The following is a 23622-nucleotide window of genomic DNA, read 5'->3' as shown; positions in this document are numbered from 1 at the left end:
TTCAATCGTGCACGATTAGCTTTGATTGGAAAAGTGCGCAGTCAAAAACGAAATGTATCTGGAATGCTGCGGATATCAGATTGATCGAATTCGAATTGGTACGTCATACCGCCGATCAACTTGGGAAGGTTTGGGGCTTGGATCGTGTTGGTTATTTGGCGGCCCAGAGCATGCCGCGGCGGAGGAGTTCTTTGGCTTGGGGGACGTCGAAGTCGGCGGCGACGTGGCAGAGTGAGGAGTAGAAGATTTTGCCTTTGTCGTAGGTGCGTTTCCAGACGACGGGGATGGTTGTGCCATTGACCCAAGGATGGGATTCGATGCTAGAGAAGGTTGTGGTGGCGAGGACCTGGTTGGAGGGGTCGGTGTGCATGTAATACTGTTCGGAGTGCATGGGGAAGTCGGTGAGGTCCTGCGTGATAGGGTCTTGGGTGTTGGAGATGTTGACGGTGTAGTCACGGATATTGTCGGGGTGTGCGACGAATTGCCCGCCGACGATGAACTGGAATTCGGCGTTGTTGCGGAAGGCGTCGCCCATGCCGCCGTGCCATCCTGCGAGACCGATGCCGGAGGCGATGAGATCGCGGAGGCCTTCGATGGCAGGGAAGGAAATTTCGCCCATCGTCCAATTCATGATGATCAGGCTGAAGTCTTCGAATTGTGATTTGTCTTCGAGGAGGTCGAGTGTGTTGTAGGTGTGTACTTCGAAGTTTTCGGTTTCGAGAAGCTTTTTGACGATTGCGGTTGTTTGTTCGGGTTCATGTCCGTCCCATCCGCCGAAGAAGATTGCTGCTTTTTTCATAATGATTACTTATTGGTTTTTATGTCGAAGGTGTTTTGGTATCGCGCCTTTGAGGCTTGCTTTGTAGGGGGTCGAGCGTGCTTGTTTCAAACACCCTGCCACCGGCGGTGGCAGGCTTGAGGATATGGGGTTGGTGTGATATTTATTTGGTTTTGTCTCTTTTATCACGTTACGGAACGTGCCGTATTTGTGTGGGTTTTGCTGAGGTAGATTGTGGGAGTGTTTTTTTAGCTTTACGTTATCCCACACGTAGAACGTGTGGGCTTGTTTGGGATGTGGTTAGCTGGTTGGTTGGGGCGCGGGGTGTAAAGGTTGAGGTCTGGTGCATCGGCTGGTTAGATTGATGGGTTTGTTTTCGTTGCCAGACTTGAGGATGGCGGACATGGCTTCAAGAACGTGGAAGGCGAGTTCGGCGGAGGCGCGGTGTGGGGTGTTGTGGATGATGGCGTTGGCCATGTCGTCGAGGCCGATGGATCGATGGTTATCGAGGTAGGGTAGGGTGGGGGTAATGGTTTGCCATTCGTGTGGGTGATCGGAGTGGATGTTGGTGAGTTTGATGTCGCCGCCGAAGCCGTTGGGATCGGGGACGGAGAGTGAGCCGGTAGTGCCGTGGATTTCGATGGGCGGGAGCGAGTGGTTTTGGATGTCGAAGCTCATGATGAGGTTGATGATGGAGCCGTTTTCGAATTTGAGTAGTGCGGCGATGTGGGTATCGACTTCGACGGAGATGATGTGTCCGTTGGTTGCTTCGGCGGTACAGGTTCGGGTTGGCGATTTACGTGTGGTGTAGGCGATGACTTGTTCGATTGGGCCGAGGAGGTTGATGAGGGCGGTGAGGTAGTATGGGCCCATGTCGAAGAGAGGGCCGCCACCGGGTTTGTAATAGAAGTCGGGAGCGCCGTGCCAAGACTCGGGACCGGAAGAGAGCATGAAAGCAGTGCCGGAGGTAGGGGTGCCGATGGCGTCATCGTCGATGAGTTGTCGGCAGGTTTGGTGTGAGCCGCCGAAGAATGTGTCGGGGGCACAACCTATGCGCAGATTAGATGCTCTTGCGGTTTCGAGGACGGTTTTGGCTTCATCGAGATCGAGTGCGAGCGGTTTTTCGAGGTAAACGTGCTTGCCTGCGTTGAGTGCGCGGAGGTTCACTTCGGTGTGGGCTTTGGGGATGGTGAGATTGAGGATGATATCGACGTTGGGATTGTTGAAGGTGTCGTCGAGCGTTTGTGATTGGATGTTGTAGGTTTTGGCTTTTGCTTTGGCTGCATCGGGGTTGAGGTCAGCGCAGGTTGTGATATTGATATGGTTGAAATCTTTGGCGGCTTTGAGGTAGGCATCGGAAATGATGCCGGCGCCTACGATAGCGACGTTTAGGGGACGAGTCATGATCAAGCACCTCCACATGGTTGATATATGTATGTTAGAGCGTTTTGTGTCAATACCTACTGCGTAGGCCGGTAAGCCGTTGTGTCAGAATATTCCTCAGACGGTACTGCGGTTGATTACGCCAGTAACTTATACAGCAAGTCGTGGCGCAGCCTGCTCTAAGTGAAGGGTGCATTGTAAGGGGGAGAGAGGTGCAGGGGAATGCATGTGGATGAAGTGGCGAAATGTTTTTGTAAGAGTAATGTGGTGATCGTGTTTGGGGTCTGGAAACCGTGAAGAGGTTAGCTTGAGGAGGTCATGGCTGGGGGTAAAAAAAACGCGACGTTGTGGGTCGCGTTGAGTGAGTTTTGGTTTTGGTTAACGGCCCCAGCCGCCTTTGGTGTTGAGGTCGTCGGGGAGCTTGGCGGTTGTGCCTATGGCGCGAAGTTGGTCGAGTTGATTGCGTCCGATGCGGACGGTGAGTGTGACTTTGTCGTCGAGGTATTCCCTGTTGAGGACGGTCGTGCGTGATTCGAGGTATTGGATTGATTTGCCGTCGGCGATGTTGAGTGTGAGGGGGATTTCGCGGGATGAGCCGTTGGATCGTTCACGGATAAATTCGACGACTTCGGCGAAGCCTTTGCCTGTTGCTGCGGAGATGGGTAGTGCTTCGGGGTATTTTTGCTGGAAGTAGAGGATGTCTGCGTTGTGATCGAGCTTGTCGATTTTGTTGAGGAGGAGTGCGCGGGGTTGTTCGGTTGCGCCGATGTCATCGAGGACTTGCATGACGGTGTCGAGTTCTTGGATGGCACGCGGGTTGGCGACGTCGAGGACGATGAGGAGGAGGTCGGAGTGGATGGATTCTTCGAGGGTAGCGCGGAATGAGGCGACGAGGTGGTGGGGCAGGTTGCGGACGAAGCCGACGGTGTCGGAGAGCATGACGGCGTCGCCGTCACCGAGGTTCCATTTGCGTGTTCGTGTTGAGAGAGTGGCGAAGAGTTTGTCGTCGGCGTAGACGCCGCCGTCGGTTGCGGTGTTGAAGAATGTTGATTTGCCGGCATTGGTGTAGCCGACGAGTCCGACGGTGTAGTTTTCTTTGTTGCGTGCGGCGACTTCGCGTGTTTTGCGGGCTTGGATGTCAGCGATTTGGCGGCGAAGTTGGGTTTTCTTTTTCTGAACGATACGGCGGTCGATTTCGAGTTGCTGCTCGCCGGGGCCTCGGGTTCCGATGCCGGCGGGGGCGCCGCCTGCGATGCGCTCGAGGTGTGACCACATGGCGCGGAGACGAGGGTAGGTGTAGATGAGCTGTGCGAGTTCGACTTGAAGGCGGGCTTCGTGGGTCTGTGCACGGGCTGCGAAGATATCGAGGATGAGTTCGGAGCGGTCGAGAACTTTGCATTCGACGACTTGCTCAATGTTGCCGATTTGTGAGGGAGAGAGATCGTTTTCGAAGAGGACGACGGATGCTTCGTGCGCTTTGACGAGGTCTGCAATTTCTTCGACTTTGCCTTTGCCGATGAAGGTCTTGGCGGCGGGTTTCATGCGTTTTTGTAGGATTTCATCGACGGCGATAGCGCCGGCGGTGGATGCGAGGGATCGCAATTCACCGAGCGGATCGTTGGGGTCGGTTTGATCGTTGGGGAGGAGGCAGCCAACGAGGATGGCTTTTTCCTGGTCGACAGAAAGTTCTTCACGCTGCATTTGAGTCATAGGAGGAGTATTTTAGAGGTTTAAGGGGTGGGAGGGAAATGAGGTGGTGTGAGGAGAAGTGTAAGTTAATGGTTTGTAGTTGTTATAAAGTCGTGTGTCGTGATAAGGCTGGGGTTATGATGTGGCGGTTGTCATCGATTCACCGTGTTACGAGGGAGGTTTGAGGTATGGGGATTTTAGGTTTTAAATATGGGGTTGAGGAATATAAGCCCATGGGAGGATTGGTGGGGGTGGTGTGCGCGTTGCTGATGGTGATGGGGGTTGGTGCGGGGGGGGGATTGGTTTGGCGCGTGATGGGATGGGCGCATTGGGAGTGGTGGGTGATGGGTGTTGCGGGTGTGGGGGTGTTGGGGATATGGGTCTTGATGTGGTGGGGTGTGCGTGTGTATGAGAATGTGCGAGGGCTGGGGGCGAAGCGGCTGTTTTTTGACGGAGATTGGTTGATTTGGACGTGGTTGTTGCCGGGGCTGAATGGGGTGGGGTTGCCGCTGATGGTGATGGAGTGGTGGCGTGGGAGTGTGCCGAATGAGGGGGTGAGTGATGGTCATGCTTGGCGATGGAGCCGATGGGGGAGGAAGGTCTGGTGTTTTGGGGTGATGTGGTGGTTGACGCATTTTGCTGGGGGGTGCTGGATGGTGTCGTTTGTTTTGGATGATGGGTTTAGCGAGACGTTGCGAGGGTGGAGTGAGTATGGGCTATTAGTGGGGCTTTGTGGGGCGTGTCTAATCGGTGTGGTTGTTGTGGTGGATATTGAGTGGCGACAACGGGCGCGATTTGCGGCGAGGGAGGCGTATCTGGTGGCGGCTAAAGAGAAGTATGGTGAGGTCTTCGAGCGGATGGGGTGAGGGATATGATTCAGGGGTGGATCTATACAGAAAAGGAAATGGATATGCGAGCAGTGCTTCAGAACAAGACGGGTTTGGGATCGCTGGAGTTGGGTGAGATGGAGAAGCCTGAGGTAGGTGATGGGGAGTTGTTGGTGAAAGTGGTGTGTTGTGGGTTAAATCCTGTGGACTACAAGTTGGCTGAGGGTGGGATGAAGGAATGGGCGTGGCCACACGTGCCAGGGGTTGATGTTGCGGGTGTGGTGGAAGAAGTGGGTGAGGGGTGCGGTGGTGAGGATGGGTATGAGGGGGGCGAGGCGGTGATGGTGCATAACGATATTCGGGTGCAGGGAGGATTGGGTGAGTATGTGGTGGTGAAGGGGCATGTGGTGAGTCGGATGCCGGAGGGGGTGAGCTTTGAGCAGGCGGCGGCGCTGCCTTGCGCGGGGATGACGGCGCTATTGGCTCTGGACAGAAAAGTTGGGATGGTGGAAGGGGATACGGTATTAATTCAGGCTGGGGCAGGGGGCGTGGGGGGATTTGGGATACAGATTGCGAAGAGGGGTGGGATGCGTGTGATCGCGACGTGCTCCGGTGGGAATGTGGATTACGTTAAAGGTTTGGGGGCGGATGAGGTGATTGACTACACGAAAGAGGATGTGGCTGAGGGAGTGAGGGCGTTGACCGATGGGAGAGGGGTGGATGTGGTGCTGGATACGCTGGGGGGTGACGCGGGGATGGCGGCGCTGGAGATGATCGCGTTTGGGGGGCATGTGGCGCATGTGGTGGGGATGGCGGATGCGAGCGGTATCAATGGGTTTGCGAGGGGGTACTCGCAGCACGCGATCACATTGGGCGGGGCGTATTTGAGTGGGGATTACGTGGCTCAATGTGTATTGAAGGAGATGGGGGAGACGCTGCTGGAGCTGGTGTTGAGCGGGGATCTGGATGCGATGGTGGGGGAAGTTGTGGGGTTGGAAGGGGCGATTGCAGGGCTGGAGCGGCTGAAAGAGGGTCATGTGCGGGGTAAAATTGTGGTGCGTATTTGAGTTGAGGTGGGGTTGAGGGTTAGAATGAGCGTGTTGGGGATTAATTTGGGGAGGAAGTGTAGATTTGCCATGAAGTGGGCTGATCTGTAGAATATTCGGCTCTACTTTACTGGAGTGAAGACATGCCACGAGTTTGTGAATTTACAGGACGCCGTACTTCAACAGGTAATACCTATACCCTCCGTGGTAAGGCTAAATACTTGGGTGGTGTCGGTACAAAGGTTACCGGTAAGACAAAGCGTAAGTTCAAGCCAAACATTCAGTCTGTGAATGCTTTGATGCCTGACGGTACGGTTCGCAAGGTTAAGGCGAGCACCAAAGCGATTAAAAGCGGTTTGGTTGTGAAGCCACTGAAGCGTAAATATGCATATAAACCAGAAGCCGCTGCTGAATAAGTTGTGTTTCTGGAACAGGATTAAACATGGCGGAGTTGCTTTAGGCGGCTGCGCCATGTGGCGTATCCAAAGGGTGGGGGGTGAGTTAGGGCCCTAGGTTGCGGGAGAGTAGGTGGGCGGCGTACGTTGGGAAGGCGGGGGAAAAATCAGGGGTGAGGGAAACTGGGGAGGCGAAAATACTTGACCTGAGCGGGATGAGATTGTTACTTTAAGCTGTTTGAAGTCAGATCATCTTTTAAATTTATTCAGGATAACGTATTTTTTGATAATCTTGGGGAACTTTCATTCGCTGCCAGCGACTACCGGTGAGGTTGCAACATCCCAAAAATCGCAACTCGGTTGATCCAGCGGCTGCAGCAACAACCTTTTTAGAATATGAGGACGAAGCCCGCGTGATGACGTGGTGTTTACGCTGAATTTTAGCTGTCATGTACGTTTCGTGTCGGTCGTTGTGCAATGGCGATTGGTTTGAAACGGCGGTTTTTGTGCCGCGTTTTCTGTACGGAATGAGATAGCTTTGGATGAGTGAACGTGTAAGCATTTCATGCGTCAATTTAAGAGGATGAAGGCTCAACCTGATAAGTCTTGCTTTCAATATGGTTAGCATGCATTGAACGTTTGTAATGATTTTTATTGCAGGCGATTGATGGTTGGGTTGTAAGACACCCCATGACCAGCTGTCGTGGGTTTGAGGAATGATTCTCTTAAAACAGGTGGGGATGGGCTTTGATGGATGAACGAGATGGTGATTCGTGAGGATCAAAAACTCGAAGTGCAGGCGGCGACGGATATCGTTCGTTTGATCGGCGAGCAGGTGCAGCTTCGGCCTAAGGGTCGTGAGTTTGCGTGCTTGTGTCCGTTTCATGAAGACAAAAATCCGTCGATGTTTGTCTCACCTCAGAAGCAGATTTATAAGTGCTTTAGCTGTGGCGCGGGCGGCGATGTGTTCACGTTTGTGATGAATTATCACAAGATGTCGTTTCCGGAGGCGTTGGAGCATTTGGCTGAGCGTGCGGGGATTGAACTGACGCGTGAGAAGATGACGAAGCAGCAGATGGAGGCGAAGGGGGAAAGGCAATTGATTGGGGAGGCGAATGAGATTGCGGTGAAGTTTTTCCGTGCGATGTATGGGCATGAACGGCATGGGGCGGTGGGCAGAGAATATGTTGGGAAGCGTGAGATCAGCGATGAGATGATGGAGGTGTTTGGGGTCGGTGTGAGTGTAGATGCGTGGGATGGTTTGGCGCAGGTGATCGCAAAAAGAGGCTGGGATGTGAGGGGTTTTGAGTTGGCGGGGTTGGTTGGTCGGCGTCAGGATGGGAGTCTTTATGATCGGATGCGGCACCGGTTAATTTTCCCGATTTTCGATGCAATTGGGAGGCCGATCGCGTTTGGGGGAAGGAAGTTAAGAGAAGAGGATGAGCCGAAGTATCTGAATAGTCCTGAGACGAAGCTGTTCAATAAGAGTCGGACGTTGTATGGGCTGCATGCGGCGAAGAAGCCGATCATTGATAGTCGGACGGCGGTAATTGTGGAGGGGTATACGGATGTGATTGCGTGTCATCAGGCGGGAGCGAAGAATGTGGTGGCAACGCTGGGGACGGCGTTGACGCGTGAGCATGCGGGTGAGTTGCGAAGATATGCTGAGAAGGTTGTGCTGATTTTTGATGCGGATGAGGCGGGTCAGAAGGCGGCGGATCGCGCGGCTGAGGTCTTTTTGACGGGTGAGATTGATGTTGCGATTGCGGTGTTGCCGAACGGGCATGACCCGGACAGCTTGATGAAGGAAGAGGGTGGGCGTGAGAAATGGGATGGGTTTGTAACGGGTGCGGAAGATGCGCTGAGTTTCTTGTTTAGTCGGTTGAAAGAACAGATGGCGGGGAATGACACGGTGACGGGCCGAGAGCGGATTGCGGAAGGGTTTATTGATCGGATGGTGCAGATGGGGTTGGGTAAGACGGGTGCGATACGTCGGGCGCTTGTGATACGTCAGATGGCTGGATTATTGGGGATGAGTGAAGAGGCGGTGGGACAGTTGATTAGTGCGAAGGCGGCGAGGGTAGAGCAGTATCGGCGGCCTCGGGGTGAGGAAATGGGTGGGTTGAATGGTGGAGAGTCTGCTTATGCGGGAGAGGGTAGTGGGGTAGGGGAATACACTGAAAAAAGAGTTGGTAATCAAGTTGCCGGAAGGGAAATGGGGCATAAACTTAAATCAGTAAGGGAAGCCGAGCGTCAGGTCATGGGATGCCTGATTCGAGAGCATGGATTGTTCCATGAGTCGGTTCAGATGGGTGATGAGCAGGCGGGTATTTACGAAGTGGTGTTTGATGAAGCGATTCTGCCTGCTGAGATGGAAGAACAACAGCATCGGATGCTGTATCAGGAAATATACGACAGATTAAGCGAAGGACAGGAACTGAGTGTTACGAGTCTGATCGCTGATCTTGCGAGTGGTGGGCGAGAGGATCTGGTTCGTCTTGTGACCGAGATTGAGATGGAGCTGGATCGGTATGGGATTGGTGATGGTGATGAGGTGAGGGAGATGTTTCACGAGGCAGTGAAGAAGATTGTATCGCGTCGTCGTGAGAAGGAATATGAAGAACAACGTCGGCATTTGCAGGCTGAGGGACGAGCGGGTTCACAAACAGAAGAGGACAAGTTGCGGTTAATGAATGCACTTGTCGAGAACCGTCGGATGAACCCATCTCCAGTGCGAATTGCAAGAGTGAGACGTGATTAGTGAGGCTGATACCCGATGGGTATTAGTGATGAGAAAGACAAGGCCCGCGGCGTTGCGGGCGCACATTCAGGACGAGTGTGTGTGGTCTAGGTCTGGTTCTGATGTCTGTTAGAGATCTAACGGATGGATAGATTGGGCTGAAGCATCGGACGGTTAGCATCGAGTGAAATGGCTGTCTGGCGAAAGCTGGGCGCGAGTGAACTATAAAAGAGAGGTAGGTAGCAGCTTGATGGACGTGTTGCATCCTGCGGTAGAAGAATTGTTAGGTTTTGGTCGCGAGCGTGGTTTTATCACGTTTGATCAGATGAACGCCTTGTTGCCGGACGAGTATGTTGATCCGGTGAAAGTTGAAGGCTTACTATCAGTGATGGAGCTTGATGGTGTTGGTTTATACAACAACCTGCAGGTTCCTGAGAAGTTCAAGCCAAAGAAGAAAGTGGACGTAATCGAGGAGGCCGATGCGGCTCCTGATAATAAGAAGGCGGCTGTGGAAGAGATCCCGGTCGACGATGAACAAGCGGCGGTGGATGATGAAGAAGAAGTTTCCGATGAGGAAACAGAGGAAGAGAGTAGTGGTGGTACGGATCTGCTGACGCAAGAGCAGATGCGACATGAGTTGGCTGTGGCTTTGAATGAATCAGGTCACAGGCGGATTGATGACCCGGTGCGTATGTATTTGACGCAGATGGGTGAGATCAGTTTGCTGACTCGCGACGAAGAGATTCGTTTGGCGAAGAAGATTGAAACGACTCGGATGATTTTCAGGCGAAAAGTGCTTGAGAATGATTATGCGATTAGCCAAGTGATTGAGATTCTGGAGATGGTTGATGAAGGCGAACTGCCTTTTGACCGTACGATGAAGATCTCGACGGCTGAGGAAGATGCGAAGAGCAAGATCGCTGCACGTATCCCGGTGAATCTGAAAACAATCAAGCGGTTACTGGATATGAATCGCAATGATTGGGACAAGATGGAAGAGGGCGGCGTGAAGAAGGCGGAAGCGGTTAAGATGATCAACCGTATCCGTGTGAGAAGACGTAAGATCGTGACGTTGATTGAAGAATTGTCATTGCGTACGTCGAAGGTTCAGCCGCTGCTTAAAAAGCTGCGTTCGATCTCAAATAAGATGAAAGATCTTGAGAAGCGAACGGATAATGCTGAGAAATTCCCAGATCGCTATGATCCAGAAGATGTGATGGTGATGCGTGAGGAATTGGTTGGCTTGCGATCATTAGTTCTGGAAGACTCGGATGAATTGGCGTCACGTGTGAAGGATGTTACGACTGTATTCGATGAATATGAGTCGGCGAAACGTGATTTGTCAGGTGGTAACTTAAGGTTGGTTGTGTCGATCGCGAAGAAGTATCGTAATCGCGGTTTGAGCTTCTTGGATATTATTCAGGAAGGCAATACGGGGTTGATGCGTGCGGTTGATAAGTATGAATATAAGCGTGGCTACAAGTTCTCGACGTACGCAACGTGGTGGATTCGTCAGGCGATTACGCGTGCGATTGCGGATCATGCAAGAACGATTCGTATTCCGGTGCACATGATTGAAACGATGAGCAAGCTGCGTAATATTGCGAAGAACTTGCTGCAGGATCTTGGGCGCGAGCCGACGATCGAAGAGATTGCGGAAGCAGCAAAGATGCCTGTGAGCGAGGCGCGTCGTGTGATGAAAATTTCACGTCACCCGATCAGTTTGGACCGGCCTGTTGGTGAGAGTGAAGATTCGTACTTCGGTGATTTCATTGAGGATGAATCGGCAACAAGCCCGACGGATAGCGCGACGAGCGAGATGCTGCGGAACCGAATTGAACAGGTTTTGAAGACGTTGACGTATCGTGAGCGTGAGATTATTAAGCTGCGGTATGGTATTGGTGACGGTTATACGTATACGTTGGAAGAGGTTGGCCGTATCTTCAAGGTGACGCGTGAACGTGTGCGTCAGGTTGAAGCGAAAGCCATCCGGAAATTACAGCACCCGGTTCGAGCAAGAAAACTGGCTGGTTTCCTTGACGGGACGAGTGAAGAAATCTTGAACTAATCAAGTATTAGACGATTAAAGATAATGAAAAAGCTGCCAAAAATGGCAGCTTTTTCTGTGAGGATTGTGTTTTGTGTTTGGAGACGTTGTGTGTTTTGCATAAACGTTGGTAGGAGAGAGAGGCTTATGCTGCATTTCGTAGTGGAGCGGATTGAGTGATATCGTTGAGGAGTGATTGGCGGTAGTTGTCGCTAGCGAGCCAAGATGGTCGTTGTAGGAGCTGCTTCCAGAGGAATGAGCGTGTCTGTGAGGTTTGAGATTCGAGGTTGGCAAGGTCGAAAATTTTTCGTCGTTGCTGGCAATTATGCCAAACGTTATAGCGATCGGAGATGGGGAGGTCGTCGATATATCGTTCGCAGACAGTGACGAATTCTTCGCCACGTTTGAGCGTGTAGGTTGAAGATTTGCTGAGTGGGTGTTCGCGTTTAGCGGTGAGGGTTTTCTTGAAGATATAGGGGAGGTGACCTTGATCAATACAGTAGCAGGCGAGATCGAATTCGTGTGCATAGTTGAGTGAGGAATCGAGGAGTTGTTGGCGTTTCTTCAGGAGTGAGGTGCGGAAGAAAGTGGCGGCTCCGCTGGTATAGCTTGTATCTTGGATTAGGAATGCGGCGAAGTCATCGGGCATGGTGGCAGTGAATTTGCCGAGATTATTGTCGTGATTGTCGATACGGCGGATGTTGCCTGTAAGCCATGCGATGTCGGGGTTCTTGGTGAATTTGTGTGCGATGTCTTGAAGAGTACCCGGGAGGTAGATGTCGTCTGAGGAGAGGATGGCGATGATGTCGCCTGTGGCTTTTTCGTAGGCTTTATTGATGGCTTGTGCGGCGTTGAGGTTCTGGTACGAGGCTGACCAGGTGATGTCATCTTTATAAAAATCGATGATGGTTTGCGATCCGTCAGTCGATCCACCGTCTATGACGAAGTATTCGAGGTTTTCATAGCCTTGATCGATAACCGAGCAGATGGAGCGTTCGAGGTATTGAGCTTGATTGAAGGATGGTGTGATAATGGTGATGCGTGGTTGATTGTCGTTGTGATTATTCATGGTTCGTTTCCCTCACATGAAACTACGCGATGTGATTGATAAGCAGAATTGATGGAATGAACTGAGCCTCTTTTGTTGTGATATGGTGTTGGTAGAAACAGGCCATATCGTTTGCGTCTTCACAGGTTATATCGGCGCAGGATGTGGGAGAGTTAACGTTGCAATCGAAATAATCGTTACAAACGTCAAGTTTTTTCAGGGTCACAATAATAAGGTGGATAGCAGTATTGTTATCGTGAGTGATCGATAGGGCAGAGGAGAATTTATCTGGACGTACGTAAGGGTGGGTTGGTTATTGGGACGTTACTAAGTGGTTTGTGGCAATGGTGAGAGAAGACGGCTCCAAATTTGCTGCGAGGCGAGCCACCATGGATGTGTGAGGATATGCTTCCATGGGCGGCCTGTCGTTTGGAGAAGTGCATACTGGCGATGGCGGTAACCTAAAAAGCGAGAGAGCTTTACACGATCCTTGAGTTGCAAGAGATGTGCGTGATGCTTTTCGATACGGAGATGATTTTCGATGAAGCCAATCTGGAGTGAACAGGTTTTAGATTGATCGTGGAGGCGATAAGTGGCGAGGTCGACATTGATTTTGTGAAGTGTTTGGCCTGCGGCGAGGAAACGGCACCAGAGATCGTAGTCGAATGCGAAGTTGTATGATTCGTCAAAGAGTCCGAGTTGATCGGTGAGTGATTTACGCCAAAAGATAGCGGGTTGAGGGATTTCAAGACGCTGGGATCTAATCAACGCATGGGCGAGTGTGTTGACGGGGGTTGTGTTGAGACGGCGAAGCGGCTTATCGTCAGCGTCGATTTCAACGCAATTACCAATGAGCCAATTGCAGGTTGAGTTTTCTATGAAATAGTTGGCGATTGAGAAGAGTGAACCGGGAAGGAATGTATCGTCAGAGTTGAGGTAACAGAGAATGTCGCCGTTAGCGCGACGTAAGCCTTTGTTGATCGCGTCGACTTGGCCGTTGTCGGATTCAATGATTGCGAAGTCGAGTTGATCTTGATATTTCTCGATGATGGCTGCAGACCCATCCGTTGAGCCGCCGTCGACGATGCCGTATTGAAGATTAGGGTAGTTCTGATCCAATACAGAACGGATGGTACGTTCAAGGAAAATAGCTTGATTAAATGATGGGGTGATGACCGTGATGCGCGGGAGGCTGTGGGTGCTCATGCTGCGCTCCTTGCGTGGGAAGATTTGGTTGCGGGGTTAACTTCGCGAAGCTGTGGTGAGGAGTGATGCGATTGGGTGTCGTTGGGGGTGACTTTACCCTGATATCTGAGCATGAGCCAAATTGACGCAATGGTGTAGATGAAATAAATAATGGATAGTGCGAATCCACGTGGGCCAAGACGCCAGCCGTCGAAATCACGAAGGCATATTTTAAGTTCGTTGAATGGCTCTATAAATCCGCGTGACAATGAGAAAGATTCGCCTCGAGTGACTTTGGCCTTCGCTTCAAGATGTGGGTATCGTACGAAGTGTTTGTGGCAAAGATCGCGATATGAATCGGACCAAAGGTGGATCATGTGGTTGAGTGGACGATGAGGGATGCGATAATTTTCGTAGTTTTCGCGTGGTTCCATGAGGCGGTTACAGAGCGGGAGTATGTTTGCACGCTTGCGGTTGGCGATTTTGGAGACGTGAGTTGATGTGCCCCAGACAGTGCCGGTAAGCATTCTGCGCTTGAAGTAGAAGCGGATCGGAATTTGAATAACACCAACTTGTGGGCTGGTTTCGATTGCATCGATGATATCTTCTGAAAGATCTGGAGGGATAATCTCGTCGGGATCAACAAAGAAAATCCAATCGTTTTTTGCGTGTTTAGCAGCTTCGACGCGCGTAGGTTCGGCGATAGGGTAGGGGTCTACCTCGAATTGGCGGTTTGCATATTTGTTCGCAACGACATTGGAGCCATCGGTCGATTGCATGTCGATAGTGATGATTTCATCGCACCAATGGAGTGCTTCGAGGCAGTTGGTGAGCAAATGCTTCTCGTTGCGGTAGATGATGATGGCTGTGATTGGATATTTTTTAGTGTTCATCATGTAAAGCCAATTATGCTGCGATAGTTTGTTGTTGTAATTGTTCGGTGATAAAAAGTGCGTCGCCGCCGCTAAGTTGATTGTTGTGATTGCGTGTTGCGAGGTTGTAGAGATTATGTAATTGATATCCAAGTGGACGAAGATATTGATCGAGGTCAGAGAAAAGAGCGGAGCCATCATAGAAGGGCATGAAGTTGATTTCTGTGAAAATGCATGAAATCTGCTTGTTTTTGAGGAGTTTTTCCGCGCCTTGGAGTGCGTGAAGCTCGTAGCCTTGAAGGTCAAGCTTGAGAATGTGGATGTGCTGGATATTGTGTTTTTTTGCGTAGTGATCGAGTGTGGTGATGGGGATGGTGCGAGATTCTTTGGGATTGATGACATCGTGATAAAACTGTCGACCGTTCTGATTGGAGTTTAGGACGGATGATGTCATGGGTGAATCGCCAATATTGAATGTGGTTGAGCCAACGGTGTTGCCGAGTGCAGTATGATTGATGGTGTGCGGAATACCTGAGAGATTGCCGCTGAGTTTGCCAGCAAGTTCCGTATTGGGCTCGAAGGCATGAATGTGTATGTTGGAGAAATTCTGTGCGTATTGCTTGGCAAAGATGCCGTCGTGGGCACCGCCGTCTACAAGTGTGATTGGCGTGTTGTGTGGGAGAAGGCTATCGATAGCGGATTGCCAATCGTGGGGAGATAAAACCGTCTCGTAGGGATGCCGACGCTGCTCAATTTTGTTAAGCATGGTCCAGTATTTTTGTTTGATCGTGTGGAACGACATATTCTTCTTAACCTATTAAGCGCTTAGTGAGCAGTAGGCTACTTTCCAGGATTTAGTGTTAAACGGGTCGCGGCGTAGGGCATTCAAAGCATGTTTGCAGGCAATGAGACGATTGCGGTTCTCGATAGCGTGATATGCCCAGTTGCGATAAATATCTGCAGGATTATGCTTCTGATTTAGGTCTGGACGAACTTGATACAGTGTTACTTGCTTATCAAGATTTCTACGCTTGTAAGCTTGGTTAAGGATGTCTGCGATTTGTGTCGTCATGGATTTATAGTTGCGAAAGCAGAATGAGTTCATGTGGCGGCGATAAGTAAAAAGCGCCTCTGGAAGATTTGCAAGTTTGCCCAATTCACTCAGGCGGATTTGCATATCTAGGTCTTCTACAAAGTTGTATTCTGGTGACCAGCCGTTGATTGCTTTAAGAGCATGGGTGCGGATCATCATTGTGGCTTGTGTAATAGCGGAGCCGTCGCCCTGGATGAGTGCCGATTCGATCGTTTCGTGGTTTAGTGGCGGTTTTTGCATGCCAGCGGGTGAACCATAGGGGTCAGAACGGATGAGGTAGGATCCGACTGCAACGTGATCGGGATTGGCTTTGAGGAAACCAATCTGCTTTTCGAAGCGTGTCGGATCACAGAGATCATCAGCGTCCATAAGTGCGATAAACTCTCCCTTAGCATGAGTTAGAGCATTGTTTCTTGAGCCGACAACACCTTGATTTTCCTGGGATAGAACAATGATACGTGGATCACATTTTTGGTAGCCATTGAGGATGGAGAGAGAATCATCGGTCGATCCATCGTTGATACAAATAAGCTCAAAATCAGAGCTTGTTTGATTGAGAATTGATTCGATGGCTTCAGTAAGATAGTCCTGCGCATTGTAAACGGGCATCAATACGGAGATTAAAGGACTGTGAGTTGTCGTGTTGTTTGTTAGGTATTGCGTCATTTGTTTAATCCGATTAACCCGTGAGTGACCATTTGAAAATGCGCCAGTTTTGCAGGCAAAATGGGTTGCGGGCAAGAGCGTGCATGGCATGTTTGCGTGCAACGGGAAGCTCACCATAGTGAAGTGCATAACGCGACCAGAGGGAAAGAATTTGGGCTTTGGTGGCGGGCTTCATCGTTTTGATTTCGTCACCTAATCGTTCCGCAGTATTATGATCGATGGGAAGATCGCGGCGATTGCGGGCATCGATCCATGCTTGAAAAGCACAACGAGCTTGCTCTATGCTTTTGTTCGATGATGTTGATTTCAGGTGTTGACGCCAGTAGTAGAGAACCTCTGGGAGGTTTGCGATTCTGCCTTTTTCAGCTAGTTTTAAAGCGAGATCGTAGTCGGTTGCGCATGGGCGTTCGCTATAACCGCCGATATCTCGGAAGGCATCAGTACGATACATCAGAGAGCTGTGTGCGATCGCACCGGCGTTGCCTTCAATATGTAAGCTGTCGATTTCTTCGTGTGTTTCGGGAAGCATTTTCATGCCAAGAGTATTACCTTCAGGATCAACACGGACGAACCATGAGCCGACGGCGACATGATCTGGGTTTTCGAGAAGAAAATTCACTTGTTTTTCAAGCCGAGTGTGATCCGAATAGTCGTCGGCATCCATAACAGCGGTAAATTGGCCGCGTGTTATTTCGAGTGCATGATTGCGAATGATAGAGCCATTGGAATGAGGCTTGTTGAGGATGATGATGCGGTCGTCTTGCTTGGCAAATTTTTCTGCGATGACAGGTGTATTGTCTGTTGAACCATCGTTAGCGATGATGAGTTCGAAGTCGGTGAATGTTTGTTTGAGTATACTTTGGATTGCTTCACTAATATATTGGTCATCATTCCATGTCGGGATAACGACGGTGACGAGTGGTGTGTGGTTATGTGATGGCATATGCATTTGTGATCCTTACTAGGCGGCCTTGTTTTCATGGACATATGCGTTGATGACTGAAACATTGTTGTGAGTGAGGGGGCCTAGATTGCGTGACCAGTTGTGTAGGGTTTGACCATTTTGAGAGAGCGGGTGTATGGCAAATGTTGGGCCGTCGACGATTGTGTCGAGGTCGGCGCGGGCTTGATCTTGCATACCTTGCCCAATTGAGAGGGAAAGTTTGTACGAACCTGGGACCAGGTTTTCTTCATGGATGGTGAGAGTGAAGACATTATCACGTTCGGGAGTGAGGGAGATATTGGGGGTAGAGAAGTTTGTGATTATGGTGCCGCCTGAGAGATCGTGAATGGAAGCACGGAAACGCTGATTAAAATGATGAGATTTCGCGTCGATGTGGATCTTGAATGAAAGTGGTTGTTTGTAGTAGAAGCCAGCATTGTGCTGCATACTGGGTTCAATTCGGGTTATGCGTGCATCGATGCCATGTTTGTCGTAATAGCGTTTATTGTTCTTTGTATCGCAACTTGATCGGTCGGAAGCGGTGGCGAGATATTGTTCAATGACATCTGCGGTATCACCCATCGCGCGAATTTGGCCATTGTCGAGCCAGATACAGCGGGTGCATAGAGATTGGACTGCTGAGAGATTGTGAGAGACGAAGAGCACGGTGCGATCTTCTTTGTATGCTTGCTGCATTTTACCGAGACATTTCTTTTGGAAGTCCATGTCGCCAACGGCGAGGACTTCATCGACGATAAGAATTTCGGGATCGAGGTGGGCTGCGACAGCGAAAGCGAGACGTACACGCATTCCTGAAGAGTAACGTTTAACTGGCGTATCGAGTGCTTCTGCAACACCAGAAAATTCGATGATTTCATCGAGTTTTCGTTTGACTTCTGAGCGGGTCATACCGAGGACGGTGCCGTTCAGAAAGATGTTTTCACGGCCGGTCAGTTCGGGATGAAACCCGGTGCCTACTTCGAGAAGTGATGCGACACGCCCTGCGATTTCGATGCGACCTTGCGTTGGGGCGGTGATGCGAGAGAGGATTTTCAGTAGTGTTGATTTTCCTGCACCGTTGTGGCCGATGATGCCGAGGCATTCGCCTGAAGCCAGGGAGAAATTGATGTTATCGAGAGCCCAGAATTGATTTTCTTTTTTGTTGGTCGTGTTTTTCTGTCTGTTACGAAAATTGATGAGGTTTGAGAAAGTGTCAACGAAGTTTTTGTGAATCGTTGATTGCTGCCCACGGTTGTAGAGCTTGCTGAGATTATTTACTTGGATGACCGGGTCACTCATTTGTAGTCCTTGAAACAACGGTGAGTTGTTTGATTAAACAATGTCAGCGAATTTTCTTTCGATGCGTGTGAAGACAAAGATGCCGAAGGAAAGCGTGGTTGCGGAAATACTGAGAGAAATAGCCCATGGTGTGAAGGAATAAGGATTGCCTTCGAGTATGGCGCGGAGCGTTGTGATCGGGCCGAACATCGGATTGAGGCTTGCGTAGGGGAGCCATTTGTCTGTGACGGGGAGGGCGTAGAGTACGGGTGTCACAAAGAAGAGTAGTTGAACCATAAAAGGGACAACCAGTCGAAAATCGCGGTAAACGACAGTAAGAGCTGCCAACGAGAGGCCGATTCCGAATGCCGCAATCAGTGTCGAGAGAACAATCAAGGGAATGAGGAGAAAATGGATGGAGATACTTTGAGTAGTGAATGTGAGGAATGCGATTGCAACGGATGATGCAACGAGGAAATCAAGGAGGGGAGCGCCAGCGGAACTGAGTGGGATAATCAGACGTGGGAAATAGACTTTGCGAAGCATTTCAGCATTGCTGACAAGGCTATTACTTGTAGCTGTGATGATGGCTGAGAAGAGGCTCCAGATGATCATTGCGGGGAAAACTTGCAGGAAGTAATCGGCGAGTGATCCGGAGGCGAGGCCAAGGAAATGGCCAAACACAACGGTGGCAACACCTGAGGTGGCGAGCGGTTGGAGTAACGCCCAAACAGCTCCGAGAAGCGTTTGTTTGTAACGGATCTGTATGTCACGAATCGACAGCGTCCAGCAAAGATCTCGATATTGCCACATCTCTGTGAAATCCCGAACGGATAGACGCTTGCGTGGCTGAATGACAATCGTTTGCGGCGGCTTAAATAGGTTGTCTGCGGTACTAATTTGTGACACTGCTTTTCCCTGTGGCTGCTGTGTTATCGGTTCAGAGATGCGCGGCATAGGTCGCGCAACCGTTACAGAAGTCACAGGGGTTATCGACGGTTAGTTGTGGGGACTTAATCGAAGTTATGATCGGACGAGGGGTTTTTACGTGAAATGAGAATTATTGGACGTACTTCCATTTGAGTGTATGAATGTAAAAGTTAACTAAATTGATTTTGTTAGTTTGAGTGTGAATGTTTGTAGTACTGGGAAGATCAGGCATGAGAAGGGTTTATAAGTGTGTATAAAAATGGGGGAAAAGTAAATGATCGAAACAAGGTATGCCGGAACTACTAAATCGGGTAACATTTAATTGCCTTCGTATTTAACCGTTTGCATATCATTATTTTGGATGGAACGACATTCGTCGGGTTTGGACGCGTACGGTTGATGGAGGGCAACGGATAGAATTTTTGAAAATCTGGGAAAAGAAAATGGCGAATTTTGAGTCTGACAAGGCTACAAGTCGCGGAGCTGCGTTACCAGAGGTGCGCACAGTCATCATTGCAGAGGATGAACATCTTCTGGCGAGGAGTCTGTGCGAGGAACTCACTGGGCTAGGTTACGAAGTTCTGGGCATGGCATCGAACGGTCGCAAGGTTATTGATCTTGCGCGCGAAAAACGACCGGACATTGCTCTATTGGATCTGCGCATGCCGGAGATGACAGGGCTTGAGGCGGCGAAGGTGCTATATGAAGAGATGGGTATACCGGTCATGATCGTGAGTGCATACAGTGATCGTGAGTATGTTGAAGCAGCGGGTGATTTGGGTGTGATCGGATACCTGTTGAAGCCGGTGAGTGCAGATACGCTTCGAGTATCGATGACGGTGGCTTGGCAGCGGTATCTTGAGAAACGCAAAGCTGAGCTTGAATGTGCATTGTTAGAAAAACGATTGGCAGATCGCAAGCTTATTGAGCGAGCGAAAGGCTTGATCATGCAAAATCTTGGGCTGAGCGAATCTGAAGCGATGCGGCGATTGCAAAAACAATCTCGAGATACCAGGCGTCCAATGGCGGAATTAGCGCAAGCGGTCATTGATGCTCAGGAGTTGATGGAAGGTGTTGCAACACCCCGAGAATAAAAATTTTGCATGATGTTGATAACGATTATGTTCGCGGGCACTCTTGTTTGCGAACTTTATTTGAATGGTGAACCCAATTGCGAGGCAAGTTCAGTTGCATGTACGGCGGCTTGAAGAGATGTGAATCCATTGTCTTCGGTCAGCAGGCGTTGATGGTTGGGGTTATGGATGAAAGTGATTTGATCGTCAAGAAGTGCGCGGACCATGTGGCCGTAAAGATCTGTCTTGGGCATCTGGACGTCACCGGTGATGCGATATCGGCCATCGATTAGGTAGTCACGATTATACGAATGAAATTCACGATCAGTTTGACTGTAGTTCTCAGTGATCTCGAAAGACTGAGGCTGCAAAATGGTTTGTACTTGCTCGAAGTCATGTTTACTGAGAATGCAATCGAGTTCGTATGATGTTGGGACCCATTCGAAAAGACGGATAGAACCACGTTCAAAAACGATACGCATCTCTTGTCGATCTAAACGATGGGGTTGTGTGAATCCGTGATAAAAATTGACAGGAATATAGTCGCGAACAATAGCGGTGCAATTGACTTGATCCATGATAGGGCGGCCATCATCGGTTAGTTGATTGGGTCGTGCGGTGTGCTGGGCGCTAGATATTTTGAAATCACCTAGCCAGTAGCGATAGAGATCGAAAAAATGCACGCCATGCTCAATAAAAATGCCGCCAGAGAGTTCAGGTTTCCAAAACCAATGAGTTGGGGGGAGTGGTTCGTCAGCTGCGTAATTTTCAAAAAAACCATGTAAAGGCTGGCCAAGGATATTCGAATCAATGAGCTGTTTGACCTTTTGTGATAGAGGGTCGTATCGCATGATGAGATTCGCGGCGAGAACACGTTTTTGTGAACGGGCAAGCTCAATCATGCATTGAGCTTCGTCGAGTGTCAGGGTCAATGGTTTCTCGCACAGCACATGTTTGCCATTATTCAAAGCTTGAATTGCGATATTGGTATGAGCAAAAGGTGGCGTTGCAATATGTACGAGATCAATTTCATCAGACTTGAGAAGTTGGTCTATATCTGTGTAGGCGGTGATTTGATGTTCGATCGCAGTTTTTGTACAGAGTGTTTGATCAAGATCAAATACGCCAACAATTTTAAGATTCGACATTTGCTTGTATTGATCGAGACAGAATCTACCAAAACCGCCGCAACCAATAAGCGCATAACGGATGGGGGGATTAGTCATATCATCTGACGTCATGGCGTTACACCCTTTGCAATACGGTCAGCATCGAGTGCAATCATCAGAGCAGCCAATGCATCATTGGCGTCAGCACGAAGTCGATGCCGACGGTGTTCAATGCGTTTGATAAAATCTTGCATCAAGTGTTGTGTTGCGTTGCTATAGAGTGTTTGCTTGTCGTGATCGCTAGACCATTTTAGATGTATTTCACAATCAATTCGTGTACTCCTGCCGTGATGATGCATGATATCGAGTGGCTCATCGAAGGTGCGAATTGTTTTGATTGTGGCTTTAGGGAAAAGTGCTTGCAATTGATCGATTTCGGAATTGGTCAGAATGCCGCGGATTTCGATTTGGGATGGTATCCAACCCCGTAAAATAATCTGTCCTCTCTCAAAGATGATGCGAGAATCTTGCATATCTAAAGGCACAGGTTGATTGAAGCCATGATAGAAATTTACCGTTGTTTGGTATCCATATCTCAGATCGCATGTTGCTTGATCTATCAGTGATTGTTCATTCGGATCATCGTTGAAGTGGCGTCGAAAACGAGAAGCTGAGAGTACTTGTGACTCACCAAGCCAATAACGCATTAAATCGAAAGCATGTACACCATGTTCAATAAAGATGCCGCCAGAAATTTCATTGTCCCAAAACCAGTGGTTGTCAGGTAATCCAGCATCACCCGCGCGGTTGATGTAATAGCCACGCAAAGGCATACCGAGAATTGATCGTCTAATCAACTGTTTGACAGGATGTGTTAGGGGGCCGAATCGCATCATTAGATTCACGCCCAAGACAAGATCTCGTTGATGAGCTGTTTGAATGATTTGGTGAGCGCTACCCAGATCTGTTGCGATTGGTTTTTCAAGTAGTACATGCTTCCCTGCATTGAGAGCTGCGATTGCATGTGAAGAACGCATGTTGGGTTGACTGGCGATGTAAATGATCTGTATACGAGGGTCGTCAAGCAAGTCTTTCAAATCATTGCAGGCAGTCATGCTCAGGGGGCTTGTGATATGTTTGACTTTTTCTGGAGCAGTGGACCATGCTGAAATTGGTCTAAGGTGCTCATGTTTGACAAAGTTCTGCATTGTAAAGGCCGCAGTATTGCCATCACCAATCAAGCCAATACCGAAAGTTTCAGGCTGTGTTGAAGTGATCCGAGCTGCAAGTAACTCATAATATAGATGTAGCTCCAATACAGATAGAAGGTACGCTAATGAGGATTCAGCGCCTTGGTTTTTATTCGGCCCGCTTGCTTCAAGCCCATCTTGGCAACCTCCAGTATCCGGGTGATAGAGTGGTATGCCAGTATCATTTCTACCAGTGAACCATGAAAAACAATTCCAGGCATATTTTGCCCATTTACTGTCTTTTGTCATGGCAGCGGCTGTGAGGCAGCCATGTATCATGGCATAAGCTTCTAGAGGCTGCTGATCAAACATTGCTTTTGTGTGACCTTTTTGAAGCCAGCCATCATTCCCAATAATCGATAAATGCCCATCGTCAGCCAGCTGTACTTCATATAGCCATTCAAGTGAAGTTAGTGCTGCTTCGACCATATCATCTCGACGCATGTCTTTGCCGCAAATTAAAAGTGCATGCGGGAGTTTGGCGTTGTCATAGGTCACGGTATTTTCCCACCATGGCCAATCTTGTGTTGCGTTCTCTTTGTAGCGATCGAACAAACGATTTGCGATCACATCTCTAAGTTCACGGATCTCTTTGTGATCAGGATTGTAGCTTAGGTATTCCTGTAGCCCGATCAGGGAAAAGGTCTGTGAGCGTATGAATTTGAAATGTGATGCAGCTTGGTAGCTTTTAAATAGAAGCTGCTCCGCCAATTCACGAATGATATCATTGGGTGCATGATGCACCGTCAGGCCGAGCGCCCAGATTGTGCGGCCTTGCGAATCAGTCGAGCCAATGTCCTCTAGCCAATGGCGATCATATCCCATGAAATTACGAAATGCATGCGTGTCTTCGTTGTATGCGTAGGCTAAAAAAGTTAGATATCGCTGCAATGGAACAATTCGCTCGTCGTAGCCACGAAGCCTCGCATGAAGCACTGCTGCGATCAGTGCTCTGGCATTATCATCAATGCAATAGCCGTGATTGGGGTCTGGAGCCGCATAAACCGCGTGTTGAAAGATGCCCGTATCATCAGTTAATTGATAGAGCTGTCTCAAATCGATATCTGGCAGGCGAGCGATACCTGCAGGCAGCCCCTCCGGTAATGTGGAGGATTGCTGCTTGTTGATATTGGCATCGGTTGAGCTTGTCTGCTGCTTGGGCATGGAGTGATCTCCGGTGTGTCGGCTAGTAATGAATCGACCTGAAGTTGGCGTAGCCTGCATTTTCCCGTCACTGGTTTTAGTGTACGTGCTAAAATGGAGGTGATCG

20 protein-coding genes are annotated in these 23622 nt (G+C 49.6%); 6 read left to right on the top strand and 14 right to left on the bottom strand.

Features of this window, described 5'->3' with window-relative positions; genetic code table 11:
• Positions 1–151: 151 nt before the first annotated feature.
• From KS4_RS12005 to hflX, 3 genes are all read right to left on the bottom strand, one after another.
• Entirely contained in the window at positions 152–799 is a 648-nt protein-coding gene (locus KS4_RS12005; protein ID WP_145078324.1) for a ThuA domain-containing protein, read from the bottom strand.
• A gap of 279 nt (positions 800–1078) precedes the next feature.
• On the bottom strand, positions 1079–2182 hold the full coding sequence (locus KS4_RS12000; protein WP_145078321.1) for a Gfo/Idh/MocA family protein: 1104 nt from the start codon (positions 2180–2182) through the stop codon (positions 1079–1081).
• A gap of 357 nt (positions 2183–2539) precedes the next feature.
• Positions 2540–3871 (bottom strand): GTPase HflX, encoded by a 1332-nt coding sequence (hflX, locus tag KS4_RS11995; RefSeq protein WP_234698800.1) that lies wholly within the window; start codon positions 3869–3871, stop codon positions 2540–2542.
• Between the two features lie 167 nt (positions 3872–4038).
• Here hflX and KS4_RS11990 point away from each other — a divergent pair, with 167 nt between their 5' ends.
• From KS4_RS11990 to rpmB, 3 genes are all read left to right on the top strand, one after another.
• Positions 4039–4716 carry a hypothetical protein gene (locus KS4_RS11990; RefSeq protein ID WP_145078318.1) on the top strand — a complete coding sequence of 226 codons (678 nt, stop codon included), beginning with the start codon at positions 4039–4041 and terminating at the stop codon, positions 4714–4716.
• A gap of 5 nt (positions 4717–4721) precedes the next feature.
• On the top strand, positions 4722–5744 hold the full coding sequence (locus KS4_RS11985) for a zinc-binding dehydrogenase (RefSeq protein WP_145078315.1): 1023 nt from the start codon (positions 4722–4724) through the stop codon (positions 5742–5744).
• A 122-nt stretch (positions 5745–5866) separates the two neighbouring features.
• Positions 5867–6139, top strand: coding sequence for a 50S ribosomal protein L28 (rpmB, locus tag KS4_RS11980; RefSeq protein WP_145078312.1), 273 nt, complete (start codon positions 5867–5869; stop codon positions 6137–6139).
• Positions 6140–6380: 241 nt separating this feature from the next.
• Here rpmB and KS4_RS11975 read toward each other — a convergent pair whose 3' ends face one another.
• Positions 6381–6569: a hypothetical protein gene (locus KS4_RS11975; RefSeq protein WP_145078309.1), complete on the bottom strand. Its 189-nt coding sequence runs from the start codon at positions 6567–6569 to the stop codon at positions 6381–6383.
• 303 nt (positions 6570–6872) lie between these two features.
• Here KS4_RS11975 and dnaG point away from each other — a divergent pair, with 303 nt between their 5' ends.
• Both dnaG and rpoD read left to right on the top strand, forming a co-directional pair.
• Positions 6873–8879: a DNA primase gene (gene dnaG, locus KS4_RS11970; RefSeq protein WP_145078306.1), complete on the top strand. Its 2007-nt coding sequence runs from the start codon at positions 6873–6875 to the stop codon at positions 8877–8879.
• 229 nt (positions 8880–9108) lie between these two features.
• Positions 9109–10926 (top strand): RNA polymerase sigma factor RpoD, encoded by a 1818-nt coding sequence (rpoD, locus tag KS4_RS18070; RefSeq protein ID WP_145078303.1) that lies wholly within the window; start codon positions 9109–9111, stop codon positions 10924–10926.
• A 124-nt stretch (positions 10927–11050) separates the two neighbouring features.
• On the opposite strand, the gene KS4_RS11960 is transcribed toward rpoD, so the two are convergent.
• The 8 genes from KS4_RS11960 to KS4_RS11925 all read right to left on the bottom strand — a co-directional run bounded on the left by KS4_RS11960 (position 11051) and on the right by KS4_RS11925 (position 18899).
• Positions 11051–11974 carry a glycosyltransferase gene (locus KS4_RS11960; protein WP_145078300.1) on the bottom strand — a complete coding sequence of 308 codons (924 nt, stop codon included), beginning with the start codon at positions 11972–11974 and terminating at the stop codon, positions 11051–11053.
• 306 nt (positions 11975–12280) lie between these two features.
• On the bottom strand, positions 12281–13159 hold the full coding sequence (locus tag KS4_RS11955; RefSeq protein ID WP_145078297.1) for a glycosyltransferase family 2 protein: 879 nt from the start codon (positions 13157–13159) through the stop codon (positions 12281–12283).
• On the bottom strand, positions 13156–14031 hold the full coding sequence (locus KS4_RS11950) for a glycosyltransferase (RefSeq protein WP_200761207.1): 876 nt from the start codon (positions 14029–14031) through the stop codon (positions 13156–13158). Before KS4_RS11950 ends, KS4_RS11955 begins: the two co-directional genes overlap by 4 nt.
• Before the next feature lie 13 nt (positions 14032–14044).
• Positions 14045–14812 (bottom strand): FkbM family methyltransferase, encoded by a 768-nt coding sequence (locus KS4_RS11945; protein WP_145078291.1) that lies wholly within the window; start codon positions 14810–14812, stop codon positions 14045–14047.
• A gap of 15 nt (positions 14813–14827) precedes the next feature.
• Positions 14828–15769 (bottom strand): glycosyltransferase family 2 protein, encoded by a 942-nt coding sequence (locus tag KS4_RS11940; RefSeq protein WP_200761206.1) that lies wholly within the window; start codon positions 15767–15769, stop codon positions 14828–14830.
• Between the two features lie 13 nt (positions 15770–15782).
• Complete coding sequence (locus tag KS4_RS11935) at positions 15783–16718, bottom strand: glycosyltransferase family 2 protein (protein ID WP_145078285.1); 936 nt, start codon at positions 16716–16718, stop codon at positions 15783–15785.
• A gap of 12 nt (positions 16719–16730) precedes the next feature.
• The gene (locus KS4_RS17650; protein ID WP_200761205.1) at positions 16731–18011 is read right to left on the bottom strand and encodes an ABC transporter ATP-binding protein; all 1281 of its coding nucleotides are present in this window, start codon (positions 18009–18011) and stop codon (positions 16731–16733) included.
• Positions 18012–18044: 33 nt separating this feature from the next.
• Entirely contained in the window at positions 18045–18899 is an 855-nt protein-coding gene (locus KS4_RS11925) for an ABC transporter permease (protein WP_200761204.1), read from the bottom strand.
• Positions 18900–19363: 464 nt separating this feature from the next.
• Here KS4_RS11925 and KS4_RS11920 point away from each other — a divergent pair, with 464 nt between their 5' ends.
• Entirely contained in the window at positions 19364–20014 is a 651-nt protein-coding gene (locus KS4_RS11920; RefSeq protein WP_145078279.1) for an ANTAR domain-containing response regulator, read from the top strand.
• A gap of 56 nt (positions 20015–20070) precedes the next feature.
• Here KS4_RS11920 and KS4_RS11915 read toward each other — a convergent pair whose 3' ends face one another.
• Positions 20071–21234 carry a Gfo/Idh/MocA family protein gene (locus KS4_RS11915; protein ID WP_145078276.1) on the bottom strand — a complete coding sequence of 388 codons (1164 nt, stop codon included), beginning with the start codon at positions 21232–21234 and terminating at the stop codon, positions 20071–20073.
• Positions 21231–23516 (bottom strand): Gfo/Idh/MocA family protein, encoded by a 2286-nt coding sequence (locus tag KS4_RS11910; protein WP_200761203.1) that lies wholly within the window; start codon positions 23514–23516, stop codon positions 21231–21233. Before KS4_RS11910 ends, KS4_RS11915 begins: the two co-directional genes overlap by 4 nt.
• Positions 23517–23622: the final 106 nt, after the last annotated feature.

It is taken from the genome of Poriferisphaera corsica (assembly GCF_007747445.1).
In the GTDB taxonomy this organism is placed as follows: domain Bacteria; phylum Planctomycetota; class Phycisphaerae; order Phycisphaerales; family Phycisphaeraceae; genus Poriferisphaera; species Poriferisphaera corsica.
This window is presented reverse-complemented; position numbering and strand designations above follow the sequence as displayed.

Excerpts from the sequence above, each read along its gene's own strand:
- KS4_RS12005 (WP_145078324.1), bottom strand. The coding sequence starts at position 799 with ATGAAAAAAGCAGCAATCTTCTTCGGCGGATGGGACGGACATGAACCC.
- KS4_RS12000 (WP_145078321.1), bottom strand. The coding sequence starts at position 2,182 with ATGACTCGTCCCCTAAACGTCGCTATCGTAGGCGCCGGCATCATTTCC.
- hflX (WP_234698800.1), bottom strand. The coding sequence starts at position 3,871 with ATGACTCAAATGCAGCGTGAAGAACTTTCTGTCGACCAGGAAAAAGCC.
- KS4_RS11990 (WP_145078318.1), top strand. The coding sequence starts at position 4,039 with ATGGGGATTTTAGGTTTTAAATATGGGGTTGAGGAATATAAGCCCATG.
- KS4_RS11985 (WP_145078315.1), top strand. The coding sequence starts at position 4,722 with ATGATTCAGGGGTGGATCTATACAGAAAAGGAAATGGATATGCGAGCA.
- rpmB (WP_145078312.1), top strand. The coding sequence starts at position 5,867 with ATGCCACGAGTTTGTGAATTTACAGGACGCCGTACTTCAACAGGTAAT.
- KS4_RS11975 (WP_145078309.1), bottom strand. The coding sequence starts at position 6,569 with ATGACAGCTAAAATTCAGCGTAAACACCACGTCATCACGCGGGCTTCG.
- dnaG (WP_145078306.1), top strand. The coding sequence starts at position 6,873 with ATGAACGAGATGGTGATTCGTGAGGATCAAAAACTCGAAGTGCAGGCG.
- rpoD (WP_145078303.1), top strand. The coding sequence starts at position 9,109 with ATGGACGTGTTGCATCCTGCGGTAGAAGAATTGTTAGGTTTTGGTCGC.
- KS4_RS11960 (WP_145078300.1), bottom strand. The coding sequence starts at position 11,974 with ATGAATAATCACAACGACAATCAACCACGCATCACCATTATCACACCA.
- KS4_RS11955 (WP_145078297.1), bottom strand. The coding sequence starts at position 13,159 with ATGAGCACCCACAGCCTCCCGCGCATCACGGTCATCACCCCATCATTT.
- KS4_RS11950 (WP_200761207.1), bottom strand. The coding sequence starts at position 14,031 with ATGAACACTAAAAAATATCCAATCACAGCCATCATCATCTACCGCAAC.
- KS4_RS11945 (WP_145078291.1), bottom strand. The coding sequence starts at position 14,812 with ATGTCGTTCCACACGATCAAACAAAAATACTGGACCATGCTTAACAAA.
- KS4_RS11940 (WP_200761206.1), bottom strand. The coding sequence starts at position 15,769 with ATGACGCAATACCTAACAAACAACACGACAACTCACAGTCCTTTAATC.
- KS4_RS11935 (WP_145078285.1), bottom strand. The coding sequence starts at position 16,718 with ATGCATATGCCATCACATAACCACACACCACTCGTCACCGTCGTTATC.
- KS4_RS17650 (WP_200761205.1), bottom strand. The coding sequence starts at position 18,011 with ATGAGTGACCCGGTCATCCAAGTAAATAATCTCAGCAAGCTCTACAAC.
- KS4_RS11920 (WP_145078279.1), top strand. The coding sequence starts at position 19,364 with ATGGCGAATTTTGAGTCTGACAAGGCTACAAGTCGCGGAGCTGCGTTA.
- KS4_RS11915 (WP_145078276.1), bottom strand. The coding sequence starts at position 21,234 with ATGACGTCAGATGATATGACTAATCCCCCCATCCGTTATGCGCTTATT.
- KS4_RS11910 (WP_200761203.1), bottom strand. The coding sequence starts at position 23,516 with ATGCCCAAGCAGCAGACAAGCTCAACCGATGCCAATATCAACAAGCAG.